This window comes from Geodermatophilus sp. SYSU D01176, assembly GCF_054050015.1.
Window position 1 is genome coordinate 53,828 of sequence record NZ_JBJGYN010000005.1, and the last position, 18,610, is coordinate 72,437.

20 protein-coding genes are annotated in these 18,610 nt (G+C 75.1%); 11 read left to right on the forward strand and 9 right to left on the reverse strand.

The window, feature by feature from the left end:
• Window positions 1-137: 137 nt before the first annotated feature.
• Together nrdR and ACI78Z_RS04945 are read left to right on the forward strand one after the other, a co-directional pair.
• The gene (gene nrdR / locus ACI78Z_RS04940) at window positions 138-686 is read left to right on the forward strand and encodes a transcriptional regulator NrdR (protein ID WP_457035409.1); all 549 of its coding nucleotides are present in this window, start codon (window positions 138-140) and stop codon (window positions 684-686) included.
• 97 nt (window positions 687-783) lie between these two features.
• Window positions 784-3,645, forward strand: a complete 2,862-nt coding sequence (locus ACI78Z_RS04945) for a vitamin B12-dependent ribonucleotide reductase (protein ID WP_457035410.1) — start codon at window positions 784-786, stop codon at window positions 3,643-3,645.
• 281 nt (window positions 3,646-3,926) lie between these two features.
• Here the strand turns inward: ACI78Z_RS04945 and ACI78Z_RS04950 are convergent, their stop codons facing one another.
• Window positions 3,927-4,550: an antibiotic biosynthesis monooxygenase gene (locus ACI78Z_RS04950; RefSeq protein ID WP_457035411.1), complete on the reverse strand. Its 624-nt coding sequence runs from the start codon at window positions 4,548-4,550 to the stop codon at window positions 3,927-3,929.
• Window positions 4,551-5,299: 749 nt separating this feature from the next.
• Between ACI78Z_RS04950 and ACI78Z_RS04955 the strand changes: the two genes are divergently transcribed.
• From ACI78Z_RS04955 to ACI78Z_RS04970, 4 genes are all read left to right on the forward strand, one after another.
• Window positions 5,300-6,058, forward strand: coding sequence for a DNA alkylation repair protein (locus ACI78Z_RS04955; protein ID WP_457035412.1), 759 nt, complete (start codon window positions 5,300-5,302; stop codon window positions 6,056-6,058).
• 51 nt (window positions 6,059-6,109) lie between these two features.
• Entirely contained in the window at window positions 6,110-7,321 is a 1,212-nt protein-coding gene (locus ACI78Z_RS04960; protein ID WP_457035413.1) for an MFS transporter, read from the forward strand.
• A 226-nt stretch (window positions 7,322-7,547) separates the two neighbouring features.
• Window positions 7,548-8,492 (forward strand): quinone oxidoreductase family protein, encoded by a 945-nt coding sequence (locus ACI78Z_RS04965; protein ID WP_457035414.1) that lies wholly within the window; start codon window positions 7,548-7,550, stop codon window positions 8,490-8,492.
• Between the two features lie 36 nt (window positions 8,493-8,528).
• Window positions 8,529-8,909 (forward strand): hypothetical protein, encoded by a 381-nt coding sequence (locus tag ACI78Z_RS04970; protein WP_457035415.1) that lies wholly within the window; start codon window positions 8,529-8,531, stop codon window positions 8,907-8,909.
• Between the two features lie 61 nt (window positions 8,910-8,970).
• On the opposite strand, the gene ACI78Z_RS04975 is transcribed toward ACI78Z_RS04970, so the two are convergent.
• A complete protein-coding gene (locus tag ACI78Z_RS04975) occupies window positions 8,971-9,510 on the reverse strand; it encodes a hypothetical protein (RefSeq protein ID WP_457035416.1) in 540 nt (179 codons plus the stop codon).
• A gap of 691 nt (window positions 9,511-10,201) precedes the next feature.
• Between ACI78Z_RS04975 and ACI78Z_RS04980 the strand changes: the two genes are divergently transcribed.
• The gene (locus tag ACI78Z_RS04980) at window positions 10,202-10,342 is read left to right on the forward strand and encodes a hypothetical protein (protein WP_457035417.1); all 141 of its coding nucleotides are present in this window, start codon (window positions 10,202-10,204) and stop codon (window positions 10,340-10,342) included.
• Here ACI78Z_RS04980 and ACI78Z_RS04985 read toward each other — a convergent pair.
• Both ACI78Z_RS04985 and ACI78Z_RS04990 read right to left on the reverse strand, forming a co-directional pair.
• Window positions 10,336-11,241, reverse strand: a complete 906-nt coding sequence (locus tag ACI78Z_RS04985; protein ID WP_457035418.1) for a ketopantoate reductase family protein — start codon at window positions 11,239-11,241, stop codon at window positions 10,336-10,338. The genes ACI78Z_RS04980 and ACI78Z_RS04985 overlap by 7 nt on opposite strands.
• Window positions 11,238-11,771, reverse strand: coding sequence for an N-acetyltransferase family protein (locus ACI78Z_RS04990; protein ID WP_457035419.1), 534 nt, complete (start codon window positions 11,769-11,771; stop codon window positions 11,238-11,240). The genes ACI78Z_RS04985 and ACI78Z_RS04990 overlap by 4 nt, the downstream gene beginning before the upstream one ends.
• 79 nt (window positions 11,772-11,850) lie before the next feature.
• Between ACI78Z_RS04990 and ACI78Z_RS04995 the strand changes: the two genes are divergently transcribed.
• Entirely contained in the window at window positions 11,851-12,420 is a 570-nt protein-coding gene (locus tag ACI78Z_RS04995; protein ID WP_457035420.1) for a dihydrofolate reductase family protein, read from the forward strand.
• A 139-nt stretch (window positions 12,421-12,559) separates the two neighbouring features.
• Here ACI78Z_RS04995 and ACI78Z_RS05000 read toward each other — a convergent pair whose 3' ends face one another.
• Window positions 12,560-13,378 (reverse strand): alpha/beta hydrolase, encoded by an 819-nt coding sequence (locus ACI78Z_RS05000; protein WP_457035421.1) that lies wholly within the window; start codon window positions 13,376-13,378, stop codon window positions 12,560-12,562.
• Window positions 13,379-13,478: 100 nt separating this feature from the next.
• Window positions 13,479-13,634: a hypothetical protein gene (locus ACI78Z_RS05005; protein ID WP_457035422.1), complete on the reverse strand. Its 156-nt coding sequence runs from the start codon at window positions 13,632-13,634 to the stop codon at window positions 13,479-13,481.
• Between the two features lie 84 nt (window positions 13,635-13,718).
• Between ACI78Z_RS05005 and mgrA the strand changes: the two genes are divergently transcribed.
• Window positions 13,719-14,750 (forward strand): L-glyceraldehyde 3-phosphate reductase, encoded by a 1,032-nt coding sequence (mgrA, locus tag ACI78Z_RS05010; protein ID WP_457035423.1) that lies wholly within the window; start codon window positions 13,719-13,721, stop codon window positions 14,748-14,750.
• Window positions 14,751-14,827: 77 nt separating this feature from the next.
• On the opposite strand, the gene ACI78Z_RS05015 is transcribed toward mgrA, so the two are convergent.
• Window positions 14,828-15,301, reverse strand: coding sequence for an SRPBCC family protein (locus tag ACI78Z_RS05015; RefSeq protein WP_457035424.1), 474 nt, complete (start codon window positions 15,299-15,301; stop codon window positions 14,828-14,830).
• Between the two features lie 92 nt (window positions 15,302-15,393).
• On the opposite strand from ACI78Z_RS05015, the gene ACI78Z_RS05020 reads away from it, so the two are divergent.
• Together ACI78Z_RS05020 and ACI78Z_RS05025 are read left to right on the forward strand one after the other, a co-directional pair.
• Complete coding sequence (locus ACI78Z_RS05020; RefSeq protein ID WP_457035425.1) at window positions 15,394-15,852, forward strand: ArsI/CadI family heavy metal resistance metalloenzyme; 459 nt, start codon at window positions 15,394-15,396, stop codon at window positions 15,850-15,852.
• 30 nt (window positions 15,853-15,882) lie between these two features.
• A complete protein-coding gene (locus tag ACI78Z_RS05025; RefSeq protein ID WP_457035426.1) occupies window positions 15,883-16,842 on the forward strand; it encodes a hypothetical protein in 960 nt (319 codons plus the stop codon).
• A 36-nt stretch (window positions 16,843-16,878) separates the two neighbouring features.
• Here the strand turns inward: ACI78Z_RS05025 and ACI78Z_RS05030 are convergent, their stop codons facing one another.
• Complete coding sequence (locus tag ACI78Z_RS05030; RefSeq protein ID WP_457035427.1) at window positions 16,879-18,066, reverse strand: MFS transporter; 1,188 nt, start codon at window positions 18,064-18,066, stop codon at window positions 16,879-16,881.
• Window positions 18,063-18,587, reverse strand: coding sequence for a MarR family winged helix-turn-helix transcriptional regulator (locus ACI78Z_RS05035; protein ID WP_457035428.1), 525 nt, complete (start codon window positions 18,585-18,587; stop codon window positions 18,063-18,065). The genes ACI78Z_RS05030 and ACI78Z_RS05035 overlap by 4 nt, the downstream gene beginning before the upstream one ends.
• Between the last annotated feature and the right edge of the window lie 23 nt (window positions 18,588-18,610).

An 18,610-nucleotide genomic window follows, 5' to 3' on the forward strand; every position in this document is an offset into this window, starting at 1 on the left:
CCCCACGACGTCCACCGGATGTCCCCAGGAGGGTCCACAGTCGGCCTCCCGGCTCCGTCGCGCCGGCCGCTCCGGTGACCCCCGCGACGACCGGGCGGACGCGTGGCGGAACACCACCCGAGGGGAGGGGACCGGTCGTGCGCTGTCCCTTCTGCCACAACGCCGACAGCCGGGTCATCGACTCGCGTGAGGCCGACGAGGGGGCGACCACCCGCCGCCGCCGGTCGTGTCCCGCGTGCGGCCGGCGCTTCACCACGGTGGAGGAGGCCGTCCTCGCCGTCGTCAAGCGCAGCGGCGTGAGCGAGCCGTTCAACCGCAGCAAGGTCGTGGCCGGCGTCCGCCGGGCCTGCCAGGGCCGGCCGGTCGACGAGGACCAGCTGCAGAAGCTCGCCCAGCAGGTCGAGGACGCGATCCGCGCCACGGGCGCGGCGGAGGTCCCCAGCCACGAGGTGGGGCTGGCCATCCTGCGGCCGCTGCGGGAGCTGGACGAGGTCGCCTACCTGCGCTTCGCCAGCGTCTACCGCGCCTTCACCTCGCTCGAGGACTTCGAGAAGGAGATCACCGAGCTGCGGGCCCGGCACGTCGCTGCCGGCACCCCGCCGCTGCCTGGCATGCAGGACCCGCCGGTGCGCCGGCGGGGTGGGGGGCGCGGCCAGGCCGCCCCCGACGGCAGCCCCGGTCGATGACGCCCGCCGCTGCCGCCGAGAACGTCAGCACCACCCGCTAGAACGAGAGGCGGCTCTTCCCCAGCCGCCGCAACGCCCACAACACAGGGAGAGCTCCGTGACCGAGACCGAGGATCGCTTGACGGGCCGTACGCGTCGCGCCACGAAGGCGCCGACCAGGGGGAAGGGCCTGAAGGTCAAGCGGGTCTTCACCACCGCCGGGGTGCACCCGTACGACGAGGTGACCTGGGAGCGTCGTGACGTCGTCATGACCAACTGGCGGGACGGCTCGATCAACTTCGAGCAGCGCGGCGTGGAGTTCCCCGCCGAGTGGAGCGTCAACGCCACCAACATCGTCACCACGAAGTACTTCCGCGGCGCCGTCGGCACCCCGCAGCGCGAGACCAGCCTGCGCCAGCTGATCGACCGGGTCGTGCTCACCTACGGGGCGGCCGGCCGCGAGCACGGCTACTTCGCCAGCGAGGGCGACGCGGAGGTCTTCGAGCACGAGCTGACCTGGATGCTGCTGCACCAGTACTTCAGCTTCAACTCGCCCGTCTGGTTCAACGTCGGCACCAGCGCCCCGCAGCAGGTCAGCGCCTGCTTCATCCTCGCCGTCGACGACACGATGGACTCGATCCTGAACTGGTACCGGGAGGAGGGGCTGATCTTCAAGGGCGGCTCCGGCGCCGGCCTGAACCTCTCCCGCATCCGCTCCTCCAAGGAGCTGCTCTCCTCCGGTGGCACCGCCTCGGGCCCGGTCAGCTTCATGCGCGGCGCCGACGCCTCCGCCGGCACCATCAAGTCCGGTGGCGCCACCCGCCGCGCCGCGAAGATGGTCGTCCTCGACATCGACCACCCCGACATCGAGGAGTTCATCGAGACCAAGGCGCGCGAGGAGGACAAGATCCGCGCGCTCCGCGACGCCGGGTACGACATGGACCTCGGCGGCAAGGACATCACCAGCGTCCAGTACCAGAACGCCAACAACTCCGTCCGGGTCTCCGACGAGTTCATGCGCGCGGTGGAGGACGGCACGGACTTCGGGCTGCGCGCCCGCATGGACGGCTCGGTGATCGAGACCGTCGACGCCAGGGACCTCTTCCGCAAGGTCACCCAGGCCGCCTGGGAGTGCGCCGACCCGGGCATCCAGTACGACGACACGATCAACGACTGGCACACCAACCCCGAGACCGGGCGGATCAACGCGTCCAACCCCTGCTCGGAGTACATGAGCCTGGACAACAGCTCGTGCAACCTGGCGTCGCTGAACCTCATGAAGTTCCTCAAGGACGACGGCACGTTCGACGCCCGGACCTTCGTGAAGGCCGTCGAGCTGGTCATCACCGCGATGGACATCTCGATCTGCTTCGCCGACTTCCCGACCGACCCGATCGGTGAGACCACCCGCGCCTACCGGCAGCTGGGCATCGGCTACGCCAACCTCGGCGCGCTGCTCATGGCCACCGGTCACGCGTACGACTCGCGCGGCGGCCAGACCCTGGCCGCGGCGATCACCTCGCTGATGACCGGCACCGCCTACCGCCGCTCGGCGGAGCTGGCCGGCATCGTGGGTGCCTACGAGGGCTTCGCCCGCAACGCCGACGCCCACGCCCGCGTGATGCGCAAGCACGCCGCGGCCAACGACGCCATCCGCCCGGTCGGCGCCGACGACGCCGACGTGCTCAGGGCCGCGACCGCCGAGTGGCAGTCCTGCCTGGAGATCGGCGCCGACAACGGCTGGCGCAACGCGCAGGCCTCGGTGCTGGCCCCCACCGGCACGATCGGCTTCATGATGGACTGCGACACGACCGGCATCGAGCCGGACTTCTCGCTGGTCAAGTACAAGAAGCTGGTCGGCGGCGGGTCCATGCAGATCGTCAACCAGACGGTCCCGCGGGCGCTGCGCAGCCTGGGCTACCAGGACGAGCAGATCGAGGCGATCGTCGAGTACATCGCCGAGCACGGCCACGTGGTCGACGCCCCGAGCCTGCGCCCGGAGCACTACGAGGTCTTCGACTGCGCGATGGGCGAGCGGGCCATCTCCCCGATGGGCCACGTCCGGATGATGGCCGCGGTGCAGCCGTTCATCTCCGGCGCCATCAGCAAGACGGTCAACATGCCGGAGACGGCAACCGTCGAGGACGTCGAGAACATCTACTTCCAGGGCTGGAAGCTCGGCCTCAAGGCGCTGGCGATCTACCGCGACAACTGCAAGGTCGGCCAGCCGCTGTCCGACGCCAAGGCGAAGAAGGCCGACACCAAGGTCGAGGCCGCAGCGCCGGTGACCGCGCTGTCGCACCCGGTGCGCCGCCGGCTGCCGAAGAAGCGGCAGAGCATGACGACGTCGTTCAGCGTCGCCGGCGCCGAGGGCTACATGACCGCGGGGATGTACGAGGACGGCAGCCTCGGCGAGGTGTTCCTCAAGCTGGGCAAGCAGGGCTCGACCCTGGCCGGTGTGATGGACGCCTTCTCCATCTCGCTGTCGATCGCGCTGCAGCACGGTGTGCCGCTGGAGACCTACATCCAGAAGTTCACCAACATGCGGTTCGAGCCGGCCGGCATGACCGACGACCCGGACATCCGGATCGCCCAGTCGGTGATGGACTACATCTTCCGCCGCCTGGCGCTGGACCACCTGCCGGTGGAGACCCGCGCGACCCTCGGCATCTTCAGCGCCGAGGAGCGGGCCGCCCAGGTGTCCGGCTACGGCAGCTCCGCGTCGACCGCCGCGGTGGTCGAGGAGGAGGAGGTCGACCTCGAGGCGCTGCGCAGCTCGGCCCCGACCGAGGCGCCCACCAAGCCGGAGCCCAAGGCGGAGAAGCCGGTCACGGAGGCCCACTCCTCGGCCGAGCTGCTCGAGCTGGTCACCGGCACCGCCACCGACGCGCCGCTGTGCATGACCTGCGGCACGAAGATGCGCCCCGCCGGCAGCTGCTACGTCTGCGAGGGCTGCGGCTCCACCAGCGGGTGCAGCTGACCTGAACGGGCGGGGAAGTCCCGCTGAGCCGGACAGCGATGTCCCAGGACCGGCCAGCGGGACACCCCTGACCGCGGATCGGCCCGTCCACCGGCCCGGCCCCTCCTCGGGGGGCCGGGCCGGTGGCGTCTCGTGCGGCGACGGAGGGCCCTGATCCCCGTGCCGGCGCGCCCCGCGACCGCGGGCCGCCGACCGACGACCTGAGCGCCTCAGAAGACACCGCGTGCGTAGGCGCTCTGCCGCGTGCACGCGCCCTGCGTGCATGCGGCACCCGGAGACCGTCAGACGGTCTCGGGCACCCGCAGGTGCGCGAGGGCGACCTCGAACTCGCCGACGTCCAGGATCTCCGCGCCCATCCGCTGGGTGAACTCCTCGCGCATCTGCCGCCCCATGTCCCGGGTGCGCTCCAGCGCGTCCCGGCTGTCGAAGACGACGGCCCCGGCGCTGAGGCCTTCCCGCCGGTCGATCAGCAGGCTGTTGGCGCAGAATCCGGGCATGTCCTCGAGCCGGGGCATCAGGGCCATCTTGTAGGCGTCGAGGGCCTGCTCTGCCTTCTGCGGGTCGATGCGAGTCCAGGTGATCCGGGCGCAGGCGCCCTCCGGGACGTGGTGGGCGCGGTGCAGGACGGCGACCTCCCACTCCCGGACCTCCGGCTGGCTGCCCCCGAGCATCTGCGCGGCGCGCTCCCGCATGTCGCGCACCCGCTCCCGGGCCGCGGCCATCGCCTCCTCGGTCTCCCACGACGTGGTGACGATGCACCTGCCGCTGCCACGGTCGACGAGCATGGACAGGCCGACGCAGCCGTCCATCTCCCGTACCGCGGGCAGGACCTCGTCACGGACGTGCGCGATCCCCTGGTCCATCGACTGGAGGTCGGCCTGGAGGGTGGTGGTTCGGGCATACATGCCGTGCTCCTCTCGACTGCTGGCTGTCCCCCGTGGCACGGCGACACCCGGCGGCGTCGCCGCGCGACACACGGTCCTCCCCTCGGCCGCCCAGGGGGAGGTGCCGGGATCGCGGGCGCCGTGGGCCCGGCGTGTGCCGACGTGCGGCATGGATTCCATGACCGGTGGACACGGTCACCCCCAACGCCTCGGCCTGCGCACGGACGTGAGGGTGCATTTCCTCCTCGCCCCCAGGAAGTCGCACGGCGGCGGGGACCGCGAGCAGGGCGAGGCGCCCGGCCGACGAGACGGCCCCCGCCGCCACGCCGGGGCGCGCGGTTCGTCGACGGCTTCCGCAGGCCCGAGCCTGCGCCTGCTGCACCGGCGCTCCTGACGCCGCCCACGGCCCCGGCCGCGCCGCCGACGGCGCCAGCGGTTCCCCTCACCGGGCTGCTCGGCTTCGCCGTCATCGACGCGCAGACCACCGGCCTGTCCCCGACAGCCACCGCATCCTCGAGCTGGCCATCGTCGCGCACCGACCCGGCCGGGCGAGTGGTCGACGAGTGGGTGTGCCGGTTCCACCCCGAGGGCCCGGTCGGCGCCACCCACATCCACGGCAGCACTGGTGCCGAGGTCGCCGGCGCACCGCGCTTCGCCCAGGTGCGGCCCGAGCCGGTGGCGTCTCGCTGCAGGCAGCGGGCCGGCGGGTGCGGCCCTACCCTCCGCTGCAGCACGACGGCGCCGCGCTGCGCCGGCACCCGGGAGGCGCCGTGACCGACAGCCCGCGCGGACGGACCCGGCCCGACGTCGGATCCGTCGCCGCGATCCGCACCGAGCTGGCCGCGCTCGCCGACGCAGAGCGTGCCGCGGGCATGGCCCGCTACTTCCAGGTGCGGCCGGGCGGCTACGGGGAGGGCGACCGGTTCCTGGGGATCGCGGTGCCGCCGCAGCGGCGGATCGCCCGGCGGCACGCCGCGGCCGCGACCCTGGCTGACGTCGAGGAGCTGCTGGGCAGCCCGTGGCACGAGGAGCGGCTCACCGCGCTGTTCGTCCTCGTGCACCGCTTCGACCGTGCGGACGACGACGAGCGGGACCGGATCGTGCAGCTCTACCTCGCCCGGCGGAACAGGGTGGACAACTGGGACCTGGTGGACGCCTCGGCGCCGTACCTGCTCGGCCCCTGGCTGCTCGCCCGCGACCGGGCCGACGACTGGGCACTGCTCGACGAGTTGGCCGCCTCGGCGTCGGTGTGGGACCGCCGGATCGCGGTGATGGCCACGTTCGCCGGCGTCCGGGCGGGGCGTCCCGAGGCGACCCTGCGGCTGGCCGACCGGCTGCTCGGCGACCCCGCGGACCTGGTGCAGAAGGCCGTGGGCTGGATGCTGCGGGAGGTCGCGAACCGGGACCGGGTCCGGGTGGAGACCTTCCTCGCGCCGCGCTACCGCCGGATGCCGCGCACGATGCTCCGGTACGCGGTCGAACGGCTGCCCGCGGACCGGCGCCGCGACTACCTCGCCGGGCGGGTCTGACCGCCCGGCCCCTCGACGCGGGCCGGCCGGCGCCGTGCGAGCATCCGGGGCGTGCTGTGGCGGGGGCGGACGGAGCTGCCCCGCGAGGTCGGCATCCTCGCCGTCGTCGCCTTCGTCGTCGCGCTCGGCTTCGGCATCGTCGCCCCGGCCATCCCGCTGTTCGCCCGGTCCTTCGGCGTCGGGACGACGGCCGTCGGGCTCGCCGTCAGCGCCTTCGCGTTCTTCCGCTTCGTCTCCGCCTTCGGCGGCGGCTCCCTGGTCGAGCGGTTCGGCGAGCGCGCGGTCCTGTCGGCCGGCCTCGGCATCGTCGCGGTCACCACCGGGCTGGCCGGGCTGGCGACGTCCTTCCCGCTCTTCCTCGTCCTCCGCGCCGCCGGAGGCGTGGGCAGCGCCATGTTCACCGTCGCCGCCCTCTCGTTGCTGCTGCACGTCGCCCCGCCCTCGCACCGCGGACGCGCCGCGGCGACGTGGCAGGGCGGGTTCATCCTCGGCGGGATCGCCGGCCCGGCGGCCGGCGGGCTGCTCGCCGAGCTGTCCCCGCGGCTGCCCTTCTTCCTGTACGCCGCCTTCCTGGTCCTCGCCGGCTCGGTCGCCATGGTGCTGCTGCGCCCGTCGGTGAGCCCGCAGCGGTCCACCGCACCCGCGGCGACCGGTCCCGACCTCGGCGCCGACCCGGTCGGCCTGGGGACGGCCCTGCGCTCGCGCGTCTACCTGACCGCGCTGGTGGCCAACCTCGGTGTGGGCTGGGTGCTGTTCGGCGTGCGCAACTCGCTGGTGCCCCTGTACGTCACCGAGGAACTGGGCCGGACCGTCGCCTGGGCCGGCGCCGGCCTGCTGGCGGGCTCGGTGGCGCAGGCCCTCGGCCTGCTGCACTCCGGTCGCCTGGCCGACACGTGGGGACGGCGTCCCGCGCTCGTCCTCGGCGCCGCGCTGGCCACGGTCTCGACAGCGGCCCTGGTGCTGCCCCCGGCCCTGTGGGTGTTCCTGCTGTCGATGGCGCTCTTCGGCCTGGGCGCCTCGTTCCTCGCCAGCGTCCCGGCGGCGCTGGTTGCCGACGTCAGCCCGGCCCGCGGCGGCCGGGTGGTGGCGGTGTTCCAGATGTCGGCCGACCTCGGCGCGATCGCCGGACCGCTCGTGGCCGGCTGGCTCACCGACGTCGCCTCCTACCAGGCGGCCTTCGCCGTCACCGCGGCGGTGCTGGCCGCCGGGTTCGTCGCCGCCCTCACGCTCCCGCGGACGGCGGGCACAACCGTCCGGAGGTAGGCCGGGACGGACCGCGTGGCCCTGGCTGCTCGACCAGCCCCCGGTGTGGCTGTCGGCCGGCTTCGGGCTCGTCTGCGCCGTCGCCACCTGCGCGGTCCTGTGGGATCGCAGGACGGCTCCGCGGCCGGCGCTGGCTCCCCGGGCGGTGCTGACCGCGGCCTGGTCCACCGGCGGCCGGCCGGCGTCCGTGGTAGGCACCGGGCACGGCAGACGACAGGAGGACGACGTGCAGGCAGTGCTCGTGGAGCGGACCGGTGGCCCCGAGGTGCTGACGGTCCGGGAGCTGCCCGACCCCGAGCCCGGCGAGGGCACGGTGCTGGTCGACGTCGAGGCCGTGGGCGTCAACTTCCGGGACGTCTACGAGCGCGAGGGCCGTCGGCCCTACGGTGGCGACCTGCCCAGGGTCGTCGGCGCGGAGGGCGCGGGCACCGTCGTCGGCACGGGGGAGCGGGTGGCCTGGCTCGACGTCGCGGGCAGCTACGCCGCCCGGGTCGCCGCGCCGCGGGAGAAGCTCGTGCCGGTGCCCGACGGGGTGCCCCTCGACGTCGCCGCCGCCGTCCTGCTGCAGGGCTGCACGGCCCAGTACCTGGCCGCCGACTCGTATCCCGTCGCCGCGGGCGACTGGGTGGTCGTGCACAGCGCGGCCGGAGGCGTCGGGCTGCTGCTGACCCAGCTGGTCCGCGAGTGCGGGGGTCACGTGCTGGCCACCGTCTCGACCGAGGAGAAGGCCGAGCTCGCGCGGGGAGCCGGCGCCGACGACGTCGTGGTCGGGTACGACGGCTTCGCGGAGCGGGTCCGTGAGCTGACCGGCGGTGAGGGCGCCGCGGCCGTCTACGACGGCGTCGGGCGGACGACGTTCGCCGCGGGGCTGACCGCGCTGCGGCCGACCGGCCGGATGATCGTGTACGGCGCCGCCAGCGGCCAGCCCGAGCCGCTGGAGGTGCAGACCCTCGCGGCGCACGGCTCGCTCTACGTCCAGCGGCCGACCCTGGCCACGTACACGCGCACCCCGGAGATGCTGCGCGAGCGCGCCGGCGCGGTCCTGGAGATGGTCGCCACCGGCCGGCTCGACGTCCGCGTCGGCGGCCGGTACCCGCTGGCCGAGGCCCGGCGGGCGCACGAGGACCTCGAGGGACGACGGACCACCGGCAAGCTGCTCCTGACGGTCTGAGGTCAGCAGTCCGGGGAGGGGTGGTCCACTGTCGCGGTGAGCACCGCCGACCTCGACGTCCTGCTGGCGAAGCTCGCACCCGGGGTCGCCGACCTGGTGCGCGCTGCCGACGAGCTCGTCCACCGGGTGGACCCGGACGTCGTCCGGGTCGTCTGGCCGCACCAGGGCACCGTCGGCTACGGCGTCGGACCGGCCAAGACGCGTGAGCACTACGCCTACCTCGCCACGTTCGCCCGGCACCTGAACCTCGGCTTCAACCACGGCGCGTCCCTGGAGCACGGCGGCCTGCTCGACGGCACCGGCATCGCCTTCCGGAAGCTGACCGTGCGCCACGTCGACGACCTCGACGACCCGCGCCTGGTGCCGCTGCTGCGCGCCGCCCGTGCCGAGCGCCTCACGGCCCTCGGCCGGGACTGACCCCGGCCGGACGCGCTCGGGGCGACGCCCCGGACCCCTGGTCCGGCCGGTGGACGCCGGGTCAGCGCTGCTGCGCGCGGTCGATCGCCGCCTGCTCCCGGTCGGCCCGGGCGGCGGCCCGGTCCCGCGAGGCCTCCTCGCGGTCGGCCCGGGCCGCCTCCCTGTCCCGGGCGGCGGCGCTGCGGTCCCGTTGCGCCTCCGCGCGGTCCGCCTCGTCGGCGGCGCGGTCGGCCCGCGCGGCCTGCTCGCCGGCGGTCACCCACTCGTGCCGGGTGGCCCGCACCTGTTCGTCGATCAGGGACTGCTCGTCCTCCGCCTCGACCGGCCCACCGGCCGGCGACGTGCCCTGTGCGGCCCAGCGGGCGGCGTCGGCGTCCCACTGCTCGGCGTCGAGCGCCCGGTCCCCGGCAGCCCGCGCGCGATGGACGGCGCGGTGGTGGCGTCGGTCGGCGGTCCGGTCGCGTTGCTGGGCCGCCCGGTCGCGCGCATCGGCCGCGTCGTCCCGTTCCGCGGCCGCGTCCTCCCGGTCGTCGGCGGCCTCCACCCGTGCCCGGACCCGGTCGGCCGGGTGCTGTCCCGCCGTCGGTGCGTCGTCCGACACGGCGCGCTCCTCTCCTGGCCTGCGTTCCCCTGTCGGCTGCTGCGGCGCGGGTCCCGTCCGTCGCCGCGGGAGGTGGCGAGTGGCTACGGCTCCATCCTGGCCCCTCCCGGACCGTCCGTCATGGGGCCTCGGTCGGATGACCATGCGCAGCGGTGCATGACTGTGCTGCGATGATGCGCTCTCGTCGGTCGCCGCCCCTGCAGCCACCGCGGTGGCGGGATGAGCGCGATCGACGTGCGGGTGTGCTTGCTGGGGAACTCCTTCACGGCCGGCGTCGGTGACCCCACCGGCGCGGGCTGGGTCGGTCCGGTGGGGGCGGCCCGTCGCGCGGGCCGGCACCTGACCGGCTACGGCCTCGGCGTGCGCCGGGACACCTCCGTCGACGTGGCGCGGCGCTTCGCGGCCGAGGCGTCGTGGCGGCTGCGGGACGGCGACCGGTACGGGGTGGTCGTCGCGGTCGGCCTGAACGACGTCGTCCTGGACGGCGGGCGCCCGAGCGTGGCGCCCGAACGGTCGCTCGCCGCGCTGGCCGAGGTCCTCGACGGCGCGGCCGCGCGGGGCTGGCCGGCGATGGTGGTCGGCCCGCCCGCGGTTGCTGACGCGGGCGAGAGCGCCCGGGCCGCCGACCTCTCCACCCGGATGGCGGGGCTGTGTTGCGGCGCGTGCGGCACCGTTCGTCGACACGACGGCGTTGGCCGCGGACCCGGTGTGGGTCGGGGAGGTCGGCGCCGGCGACGCGTACCACCCGTCCACCCGCGGCTGCGCCCGCCTGGCCGCGCTCGTCGAGCCGGTGTTCCTGCGCTGGCTGGCCGCGCGGGTGGCGGCTCAGTAGCGCGCGCCCAGTTCGTCGACGTAGCGGGCGGTCACCGGGACGGCGATCCCGTGCCGGGCGGCCGCGCGGACGACCGCGCCGCCGATCGCGTCCAGCTCGATGGGTCGGCCGGCCGCGGCGTCGCGCTGCATCGACGAGCGCATGCCCGCGGGGACGCCGTCGAAGAAGTCGACGACCTGCTCCTCGTCGGCGGGCGCGCCCTCGGCGCGGGCGACGGCGGCGACCTCGCCGACGATGGCGATCAGGTCCTCGCGCCGCGACTGCCGGACCTCGCCGGCGGTCGCCTGTGCGGCCGTGGTGAGGAGGGCGAGCGGGGCGAGGAAGTTGAGCTTGCTCCACAGCGCGGCCGGCTCGTCGTCCCCGACCCGCGTGGGAACGCCCGCCTGCCGCAGCGCGTCGGCCAGTCGCTGCACCCGCTGCTCGAGCCCGCCGGCGGCGACGAGGTCGACGGTCACGAACGGACTGCCGTGCTCGATGACGCCCGGCGCGGTGCGGGTGCTCTCGACCCGGATCGTCGCCGGCACGACGCCGGCGGCCGGGTAGCGCCGCCGCAGCCGGTCGACGTGCTCGACGCCGTTGAGCAGCGGGACGACGAGTGCGTCGCCCAGGACGTCGGCCGGCACCCGCTCCAGGGCGTCGTCCAGGTGGGTGGCCTTGACGCACACAAAGAGGACGTCGACCGGCCCGGCCAGTCGCTCCGCGGCGTCCACCGGGGTGGTGAAGTCGCCGAACAGCCCGCTTCCCACCCGGATGCCGTCGGTGCGCAGCCGCTCCGCCGTCGTCGCGCTCGCGAGGCAGGTGACCGCCGCGCCCGCTCGTGCCAGCAGCGCCGCGAGCAGGCCGCCGACCCCGCCGGGGCCCAGCACCGCCACGCGCAGTCCGTCCACTCGGTTCGTCACGCCGACATGCAAGCAGAGCCCGGAGGGGGGACCAGCGGCACGGCCATGAGGACGTCGTCGACGTACTCGCCGTCCAGGAGGAACTCGCCGCGCCGCACGCCCTCCACCTCGAAGCCGCAGGAGGCGTACAGGGCCCGGGCGCCGGTGTTCGTGGCCAGCACCTGCAGCGACAGTCGCCGGGCGCCGCGCCGCCGGGCCTCCTCGATCGCGGCGACCAGCAGCGCCCGGCCCACGCCACGGCGCTGCGCGGCCGGGTCGACCGCCAGCCCGTTCACCTGGCGGACGTGCCGGTGGGACGGCAGCTCGGTGGGACGGCGCAGCTTCACGTAGCCCACCACCTCGCCGTCGAGCTCGGCCACGAGGACGTCCTCGGGCGGGTCCTTGGCGAAGAAGTCGACGTCCTCGGGCCACAGCGGCGCGGGGGCCACGGCAGGCGACCACGTCGCCCGGTCCAGGGCCGCGAGCCGGCGTTCGTCGTCCCCGGTGGCGACGCGGATGGAGAGCCCGCTCGCCGCTCGTGCACCGTCCACCCGGCGACGCTAACCGCCGGCGATGAGTCGGGCCCGGCCGGCCGGTCACACACCGGGAGGACGATGACGGGAGGACCCGATGGCCCGGGTGATCGCGGGGATGACCGTGTCGCTGGACGGCTTCGTGCAGGACGCCGAGGGCAGCGCGGCCGCGCTGTACCCGGACCTGGCGGACCTGCAGGACTCGCCCTACCTCAGAGCGGTGCAGGAGGAGACCGGCGCGGTGCTGATGGGCCGGCGGACCTTCGACATGGCCGGCGACACCGACAGCTACGCCGACACCTACGAGCTGCAGGTGCCGATCTTCGTCCTCACCCACACGCCACCGGCGGTCGCACCCAAGCGCAACGAGCGGCTGTTCTTCACGTTCGTGACCGACGGCGTCGAGTCCGCCGTCGCCCGGGCCGCCGAGGCAGCGGGGGAGCGCGCCGTGACCGTGGTCGGCGGCGTGGACCTCAACCGGCAGTTGCTCGCCGCGGGCCTGGTCGACGAGCTGCGCGTCGACGTCATGCCGGTCCTCCTCGGGGCCGGGCTGCGACTGTTCGACGGCACGCCGCCGATGGCCCTGGAGAAGCTCGGCATCGACGACGTCGGCGCGCGCACCAGCCTCCGGTTCGGCGTCCCGCCGTCCGCCCGCCGGTCCGGGTGAGACCTCCCGGCAGGTTCCGATGGCCACGCCCGCTCCCGTCCCCCGTCTCCGGAGCGCTGGTCCGTGGACAGCGGCACGACGGCGCGGCAGCCGTCCACCACGCCGGCCACGGTCGCCCGGGGCGGCGGCCGGTCCCGGCTCAGGTACGGGCGGCGGCCGGGCGCACCTGGGCGAGCACGAACCCGGCCACGACGTCGTGCACCGCGTCGCGGTCGTGCTCGTTGAGGACGTCGTGCAGGTCGCCGGGGAAGGTGCGCAGCGTCGCCCGGGGGAGCCGGGCGACCAGCGCCCGCGAGTGCTCGACCGGGACCATCGGATCGCACTCGCCGTGCAGGAACAGGGTCGGCATCGACGGCCGGCCCTCGGCCACCCCCGCCGCCACCGCGGGCCAGGCGGCCTCCACCGCCTCGATGGTCTGCCGGGGGACGGGCCCGCGGTGCACCAGCGGGTCGTGCCGCAGCGCGTCCAGGTACGCGGGGTGGGTGCTGAACATCGTGCTGGGGTCGGGGTCCGGGACGTCGTCGGCCTCCTGGGCCATCAGGGCCTCGACCCAGGGCAGGCACTGGGCCGGGGGGGCGGAGACGACCAGGGCCTGCGCCAGATCGGGGGACCGCTGGGCCAGCAGCAGTGCGGCCACGCCGCCACCGGAGTGCCCCATGAGCACCAGGGGCCGGTCGGGGTGCTGGGCCCGGGCCAGCTCGGCGAGGGTGCGGGCGTCGTCGACGTAGTCGTCCCAGGTGACCATCAGGTCGCGCTCGCCGTCGCTGCGCCCGTGCCCGATCGCGTCCAGCGCGTGCACCGCGATCCCGTCGGCGGCCAGCCGGCGTCCGAGGGGCTCGTAGAGGCCCAGGTGCTCGCCGAAGCCGCCGTGGCAGAAGACGACGACGGCGCGGACGTCTCCCTCGGGCAGCCAGGCCTCGTGGTGGATGCGGCCACGGGAGCCGTCGAAGAAGGGCATCGCGGCCCCTCCCTCCGGGTCGGGCGGACGGGACCCCCGCTGCGGGGATCCTCCTCGCCGGCCGCACCGGCCGGAGGGGTCCTCCGACCCCGCCCCGCGGTCAGACCCGGGGGTCGCGCCGCCTCCAGCCGGCCACCCCGGTGAGGACGACGAGGACCAGCCCCAGCACGGCCAGCCAGAACAGGCCCTCGACCACGGCGCCGACGACGGTGACCACCAGCCAGACGAGCAGCAGGACGCCGAGGAGTCGCAGCACGGCACACCTCCGGTGCAGCGGGGGTCCCAGCGTAGGACCGGGGCGGCCCGGTTCGAGACCTCGCGGTCGGGCAGGATCGCACCCATGGCGTACCGCGCAGCTGACGACCGCTACGACTCGATGACCTACCGGCGCACCGGCCACAGCGGCCTGGACCTGCCGGCGGTCAGCCTCGGTCTGTGGCACAACTTCGGGGACGACGTCCCCTTCGACCGGCAGCGCGACATCCTGCGCCGCGCCTTCGACCTCGGCGTCACCCACTTCGACCTGGCCAACAACTACGGACCGCCCTACGGCTCGGCCGAGACCAACTTCGGCCGGCACCTCCGTGACGACTTCCGCCCGTACCGCGACGAGCTGGTCATCTCCACCAAGGCGGGCTACGACATGTGGCCCGGCCCGTACGGCCAGGGCGGCGGTGGGCGCAAGTACGTGCTGTCCAGCCTGGACCAGTCGCTGGGCCGGATGGGCCTGGAGTACGTCGACCTCTTCTACTCCCACCGGCCGGACCCGACCACGCCGCTCGAGGAGACGATGGGCGCGCTGCACAGCGCCGTCCAGGCCGGCAAGGCCCTGTACGTCGGCATCTCGTCGTACGCCCCGGAGGACACCGCGAAGGCCGCGGAGATCCTCGCCGACCTCGGGACGCCGCTGCTGATCCACCAGCCGTCGTACTCGATGCTCAACCGCTGGATCGAGACCGAGGGCCTGCTCGACACCCTCGAGGACGTCGGGGCCGGCTGCATCGCCTTCTCGCCGCTGGCCCAGGGGATGCTCACCGGCAAGTACCTGGATGGCGTCCCGGAGGGCTCGCGTGCCAGCCAGGGCAAGTCGCTGTCGACCGACCTGCTCACCGGGGAGGCGCTGGGCCACGTCCGCGCGCTCGATGACATCGCGCAGAAGCGCGGGCAGAGCCTGGCGCAGATGGCGCTGGCCTGGGCGCTGCGCGACCCGCGCGTCACGAGCGTGCTCATCGGCGCCAGCAGCGTCGGCCAGCTGGAGCAGAACGTCGGCGCCCTGGACCGGCTGGACTTCTCCGACGACGAGCTCACCGCGATCGACGAGCACGCCGTCGACTCGGGCATCGACCTCTGGGAGGCCCCCCGCACGGCCTGAAAGAGGACCCCGTCCTCCCCACCCCTCGCAGGCTCGGGGCGGTGCCCTGGACGGGGCCGGGGACAGGGGGTCCTCTCTCAGGCGTCGCGCTCGACGAGCGTCGCGAGCCGGTCCAGGGCCATCCGCCAGCCGAGCTCGTTGTCGGCGGGGGCCACGGCGTCGGGCACCCCGTCGTGGACGGCGGTCAGCTCGGTGCCGCCGTCGTCGGCGTGGGCCAGCGTGATGGTGCTGGTCATCTCGCCCTGCAGGGTGGGGTCGGGGGTCTCGAAGACGTCGACCTCGACCACCAGCTCGTCGGGCACCAGGCGGACGAAGCGGCCGCGGTAGGTGTCGGTGTGAGCCGTCGTCTTGCCCTGCGCGCCCGGCTCGTCGTAGGTGAGCGAGACGCGCAGCGCGCCGCCCTCGCGGGCGTCGAACTCGTGTACCCGGCACGTCATGCCCGCGGGGACCTTCCACCGCGCGACGGCCTCGGGGTCGAGCAGGGCGCGGTAGACGGCGGCGCGCGGCGCGGCCAGGTGCCGGCTCACCCGGGTCGTGGTCACGGGCGCCATCGTGCCGCACGGTATTGACGGTCGTCGATCCCTGTCGTCATGCTGGGCCTTGCATCGACGAGCGTCGATGTCCTATGCCCGAGGAGGTCCCCGTGTCCCGGATCCAGCTCGCCCTGCGCGTCGCCGACCTCGACGCCGCCGTCGACTTCTACGCCCGGCTGTTCGGCACCGCGCCCGCCAAGCGCCGTCCCGGCTACGCCAACTTCGCCGTCGCCGAGCCGCCGCTGAAGCTTGTCCTGCTCGAGGGCGCCGCCGGGGAGCCCACGCGGATGGACCACCTCGGCGTCGAGGTGCCCACGACCGACGAGGTCGCCGCGGCCACCGTCCGGCTGGCCGACGCCGGCCTGGCCACCCGCGTCGAGGAGGGGACGACGTGCTGCTACGCCGTCCAGGACAAGGTGTGGGTGACCGGCCCGGGCGGGGAGCCGTGGGAGGTCTACACGGTCACCGCCGACGCCCGCCCCGACCTGGAGGGCCGCACCGAGGAGGAGCTGTCCGCGGTGGGCGGCGACGGCCGCTGCTGCGCCGGCTCGGCGGCCGGCTGCTGCTGACCGCTGCGGCCGCGTGGCAGGGTCGGCCGCGTGGATCTCGACGAGGTGGCCGATGAGCTGTACGCGGTGCCACCCGGCGAGTTCGTCGCCGTCCGCACGCAGCGCCAGGCGGACGCCCGCGCCGCGGGGGACCGCACCCTCGCCCGCGAGATCGGCGCGCTGCCCAAGCCCACCGCCGCGGCGTGGGTGTGCAACCTGCTGGTCCGCGGGCAGCGCGCGGAGATCGAGGGGCTGGTCGAGCTCGGTGGGCTGCTCCGCGAGGCGCAGGAGAACCTCGCCGGGGACCAGCTGCGGGCGCTGGACCGCCAGCGCTCCCAGCTGCTGACCGCGCTCACCCGCCAGGCGACCGCGCTCGCCCGGGAGCACGGCATGCGGGTGGGCGGCACCGTGGAGACCCAGGTCGCGGACACGCTGCGCGCCGCGATGGCCGATCCGGAGGCCGGCGAGGCGCTGCTGTCCGGGCGGCTCACTGGCGCAATGTCCTACAGCGGCCTGGGGACGACGGGCAGCCGGCCGGCGCTGCGGCTGGTGCCGGCGCGCCCGGAGCCGCAGCAGGAGCCGGCCCGGTCGCGCGGCGGCACCGCGGCCGCCCGCCGACCCCGGGAGGAGGAAGCGCGGGGGGCCGCCGAGGAGGTATCGCGCCGCCCCGAGGAGGAGGCACGCCGGGCGGCCGAGGAGCGCCGCCGGCGGGAGCTCGAGGAGGCGCGCGCCGCGGCGGAGGAGGCCGCCGCGCTGGCCGCCGAGGCCGTCGCCGCGGCCGAGGAGGAACGGCACCGGGTCGACGACCTCGACGCGCGCCGCGCCGACCTGCAGGCGCGGGCCGAGGAGCTGGCCGACGAGCTCGCCCGCACCGAGGAGGAGGCCGCGCGGACCGCCGAGGAGCTCGCGCGGGCCGAGCGGCACCGGCGGACCGCCGAGCGGCACGCCACCGAGGCGACCGCCGCCCGTGACCGCGCCCTGGCCGCGCTCCGGGCCCTCGAGGAGGGCTGACCCGGACCCGCCGACCGGCCCCCGTGCCCGCGGTGGTCACGGCCCCGGCGTGGTGCGGGGCCGACGCCGGGGGAGGGCGAGCACCCCGATGGTGACGGCGGGGGGAGCACAGGCGACGAACACCGTGGTGAGGCCCGCCGCCCCGGCGACGGCGCCGGCCAGGGGAGGGCCGACGACGAGTCCGAGGGCCATGGCCAGCATCGCGGTGGTGATCCCGGTGGCGGGGGTCCGCGGGACCAGGGTGTTGTTCCAGATGAGGAGCAGTCCGACGATCGCGATGAAGCTCGCGCCGTAGAGGACCGCGGAGACCAGGACGAGGCCGGGTGCGGCAGCCAGGAGCAGGCAGGACGCGGCGAGGGTCGATGCCGTCACCGCCAGCAGGCGGGGGAGCGAGGTCCTCTCCAGCAGCGCCCCGATGATCCCTCCGGCGACACCGCTGACGCCGACGAGGGTCTGGAAGACCCCGCCGCTGATCTCCCCCAGTGGCGCCTGGGCGGTGGCGGCCTCCACCCCGAAGGTCGAGTAGCAGCCGGCGACGAGACCGGCGAGGAACGCCGCGACCAGCAGCCGCGCCCCCTGCTCCCGGGCCACCGCCACCAGGCCTCCGCCACCGGTGGAGCCGTGGGTGCGGGGGGCCCGCTGGGGCAGGGTGCGGACCGCCCAGATCGTGGCCAGGAGTGCCGCGGCGGCGAATGTCCACCAGGCCACCCGCCAGGAGCCCGTGGCGAGCAGGCTCACCGGCCCGGCCACGGCGACGCCGTAGGCGGTACCCGAGTTGATGACCCCGTGGCCGCGTGCCCGGCGGTCCGCGGGCAGCTGTTCCTCGACCGCGTCCACGTAGGCGGGCCACACCAGCGCCGGGCTCGCGCCGGCGACGGCGACACCGACCCCGAGGCTGAGCGGGCCGCCGGCCGCGGCGCACACCGCCATCCCCGCGGCGGCGGCCGCCCCGCCGGCCATCACGGTGACCCGCGACCCGAACCGGGACAGCAGGGCGGGGCAGGCGAGGGACGCGACCAGGTAGCTGCCGTACCCGGCGCCGCCGATGACGCCCAGCTGGCCCAGCGACAGGGCCAGGGTGTTCCGCATCTGCGGCAGCAGGAGCCCGTAGCCGTAGCGGGCGAGCCCGAAGGCGACCGCCACCACGGCCAGTCCCGACCCGATCAGCGCCCACGGTCGGACCTGGTCGGCGCTGGTCGCGGTGCCGGCCGGGGCGGCGCTCACGCCGGGTCGCCGTCGTCCCGGGGGCTGCAGTCGAACGGGCACCCCGGCGCCTGCCGGCAGGCGGTCACGTCGCACAGCCGGCAGGTGCGCAGCACCTCCGTCCGGCTGCTCGCCAGCGCGGTCACCAGGTCCGGGAGCAGGTGCTCCAGCACCGAGCGCTCGTCCGCACCGAGGACCTCCACCACCTGCCGCACCGCGTCCTCGCGGGCCCGCAGGACCCGTCGGGCCGTCTCGGTCCCCGCGTCGGTGAGCCGCAGCAGGACGGTGCGCCGATCGGTGGGGCTGGATCCCCGCGTGACGAGGCCCTGGCCCTCGAGACGGTCGACCAGCCGCACGCCACCGGAGCCGCCCACCCCGACCACAGCGGCCAGGTCGGACACGGACCTGTCGGGGTGGTGGTGCAGGTGCACGAGGACGGCGGCCGCCGCGCCACCCGCGCCGACGGCCGCCTCGGTCGCGGCGGCCACCCGATCGCCGACCGCGAGGGCGAAGGCCCCCAGCAGGTTCTCCAGCCGCTCCATGGCGTGATCCTATGACTGACTCA

Excerpts from the sequence above, each read along its gene's own strand:
- ACI78Z_RS04950 (WP_457035411.1), bottom strand. The coding sequence starts at position 4,550 with ATGTATGCCCGAACCACCACCCTCCAGGCCGACCTCCAGTCGATGGAC.
- ACI78Z_RS04995 (WP_457035420.1), top strand. The coding sequence starts at position 11,851 with ATGGCCCGGGTGATCGCGGGGATGACCGTGTCGCTGGACGGCTTCGTG.
- ACI78Z_RS05000 (WP_457035421.1), bottom strand. The coding sequence starts at position 13,378 with ATGCCCTTCTTCGACGGCTCCCGTGGCCGCATCCACCACGAGGCCTGG.
- mgrA (WP_457035423.1), top strand. The coding sequence starts at position 13,719 with ATGGCGTACCGCGCAGCTGACGACCGCTACGACTCGATGACCTACCGG.
- ACI78Z_RS05015 (WP_457035424.1), bottom strand. The coding sequence starts at position 15,301 with ATGGCGCCCGTGACCACGACCCGGGTGAGCCGGCACCTGGCCGCGCCG.
- ACI78Z_RS05035 (WP_457035428.1), bottom strand. The coding sequence starts at position 18,587 with ATGGAGCGGCTGGAGAACCTGCTGGGGGCCTTCGCCCTCGCGGTCGGC.